This window comes from bacterium endosymbiont of Bathymodiolus sp. 5 South (assembly GCF_900128535.1).
In the GTDB taxonomy this organism is placed as follows: domain Bacteria; phylum Pseudomonadota; class Gammaproteobacteria; order PS1; family Pseudothioglobaceae; genus Thiodubiliella.
This window is the reverse complement of record NZ_FQTR01000216.1, coordinates 1-2,345: the sequence shown is the minus strand read 5'-3', so window position 1 is coordinate 2,345 and position 2,345 is coordinate 1. Positions and strand designations below refer to the sequence as shown.

3 protein-coding genes and 1 pseudogene are annotated in these 2,345 nt (G+C 35.6%); all 4 read left to right on the top strand.

Going from position 1 to position 2,345, the window contains the following annotated elements; translation table 11 throughout:
* Nucleotides 1–196 precede the first annotated feature (196 nt).
* Nucleotides 197–366 (top strand): annotated as a pseudogene (locus tag BBROOKSOX_RS12310) (coproporphyrinogen III oxidase); the annotation flags it as partial.
* Nucleotides 367–406: 40 nt separating this feature from the next.
* Nucleotides 407–550, top strand: a complete 144-nt coding sequence (locus BBROOKSOX_RS10135; protein WP_257607855.1) for a sulfurtransferase TusA family protein — start codon at nt 407–409, stop codon at nt 548–550.
* A gap of 191 nt (nt 551–741) precedes the next feature.
* Nucleotides 742–1,410, top strand: coding sequence for a DUF4145 domain-containing protein (locus BBROOKSOX_RS10130; RefSeq protein ID WP_139661621.1), 669 nt, complete (start codon nt 742–744; stop codon nt 1,408–1,410).
* A gap of 90 nt (nt 1,411–1,500) precedes the next feature.
* Nucleotides 1,501–1,968: a hypothetical protein gene (locus BBROOKSOX_RS10125; protein WP_139661618.1), complete on the top strand. Its 468-nt coding sequence runs from the start codon at nt 1,501–1,503 to the stop codon at nt 1,966–1,968.
* Nucleotides 1,969–2,345: the final 377 nt, after the last annotated feature.

The window sequence follows — 2,345 nt, the reverse complement described above, 5'->3', positions numbered from 1 at the left end:
TGATTAGCAAAATGACAAGTTTTGCCAACTTGGTGATTTTATGAAATATAGTCATAGCAAAGCGTATGGCTGTGTTTCATAAAATTGTCAAGTTGGTGAAAAATAGCGTTTTGATGTTATGCAAAGGTCTCCATTAATAAAAACTTAATTTTTTAACAATTTTTGCAGAAGGTTTTCTTTTCTTGCTTTCCCAAAATTTGGCTTACAAACAGGAGGGCGCACCGAATTTATCTTAATGTCTTTAACCGCCTTTGATGCGTTGGGAATACCAATACCAGCCAAAAGCAGGCAGCCCCCGAAGCCAAACTATACGAATATTACCTCAAATCACAGGACTGGATTAATACAAACTCATTTAGATGTTAAAAGATTGCTCTGCCCCATGCCCGTCATTCGACTATGAGAAATGATTGAGAAAATTGATATAGGTGACACCATTCAGATAATTGCCACCGATCTTGGTGTTTTGCACGATATACCTGCTTGGTGCAAGGTGCATGATTGTGATGAAAAAACTGATGAGATTGTTTTATTGGTAGAAAAAATATAATTCTTTTAGAGGGCTTTGCCCCAAACCTAAAAAAGATTATTGACACGAAAAAATAGTGGGTAAAATGCGTCCAGTCAAATAGGGGGGTCCATAGCGTTCCCTTTATGGGTTTAATTTAGTTTTTTAATATCGTGTATCAGGGCAATAATGCCTTATACTAATAGTTAAGCACCTATAAAACGAGGTAGTAAATGAAATTTGTAACACCAGAATTTAAACTTGATGCATTTAATTGTCCTTTGTGTGGTGCATATTCACATATGACATGGATGCAACTGAATGGAGATCATATTAGAACAGATTATTACCAAGCTATGTGCTCAAGATGTCGTGATCCTAGTTTGTGGCGTACAACGGAACATACTTACAATACTCTACTCGGAGGACGTATCGATAATAAGGCTGAACTAATATTTCCAGACAACGGCTTTGCCGGCTTACCTGCAGATGATATGCCGGAAGATGTTAAGAAATGTTATTTAGAAGCGTCTAGAATATTCTCTAGGTCACCTAGGGGTGCCGCTGCTTTACTAAGGTTAGGTCTTCAAAAACTATGCAAGCATCTTGGAGGGAATGGAGAAAATATAAACACTGATATTAGAAAATTAGCCGCTGATAATATAATACCTCCTTTAGTTGTTAAAGTTGCCGACACAGTGCGTATTGCAGGAAATAATGCAGTTCACCCAGGTGAGATGTCAGATGAAGATTTTGACTGTGTGGCATCTAAACTGTTTGATTTGTTAAATTTCATTGTTAAAAAGGGGATATCTGAACCAAAGGAATTAAATGCGCTATATTCATTAACACCTGAGAAACCGAGAGAAGCTGCTGAAGCTAAAGATGCAAAATCTAAATAATAAAAGTGCTTAGCTCGATAAATAGTTCTAGTGGACAATTTAAAGTGCCACTTATTTTACTTATGCAAAAATCACATAAGGAGTTCTAAATTGAAATTACATTTAAGTAACTTAGATGAATTGGTTCAAAGAGTTAGGAATCCTCATCCCAAGAATTATTTAAACGAAGCTATTGTTTCTTATAGAACTGGAGCTTATAGAGCATCTATGATTGCTACATGGATAGCTGTTTGTGTTGATATCATCGAGAAGGTAAAAGAGCTTAGTGCTACTGGTGATGGAACTGCAAAAGTAATAGAAGAAAAATTAAATAAAATAAGTCCATCTGATTCGGCGTCAATGCTAGCCTTCGAGAATGGAATTTTAGATATTGCATGCAACCAACTAGAGTTAATCTCAACGATTGAGAAAATTCATTTAGAGAGATTAAAAGAGGATCGCAATATCTGTGCGCATCCTACATTCTCAATAGATGGGAGTCATTTTCACCTTTGGCCGAAACAGCTTTGTCTTACATTGTTCAATCAGCAAATTATCTTCTTATACAACGCCCGGTGATAGGGGGGCTTTTATAATTCTCTCTTCTGATAACAACTTGGGAAGAGTTAAAGATAGTAGCGTACGCAATTTGACTGTAATCTTGCTAAAATGTTTATTTCTTGATAAAGATGATATAGATGTCGATGTACTTAGTCAACCCTTAAAAACCACACAACAAATTGATTTATAACAATAAAACCAACAATAACCATAGACAAATCAACCAACTTTTGCTAAAATACCTCTTATTTCTTGGTCGTTTTGCTTAAAAAAAATGTTAACTAAATCCAGCCCAATATCCACCCAATCAAATCTTTTTCATTCAGAGCTCTTTTCTCAATTAGATGTCAAAGACCCTTTAATACAACTAGCCAACACTATTAATTGGACAGTCT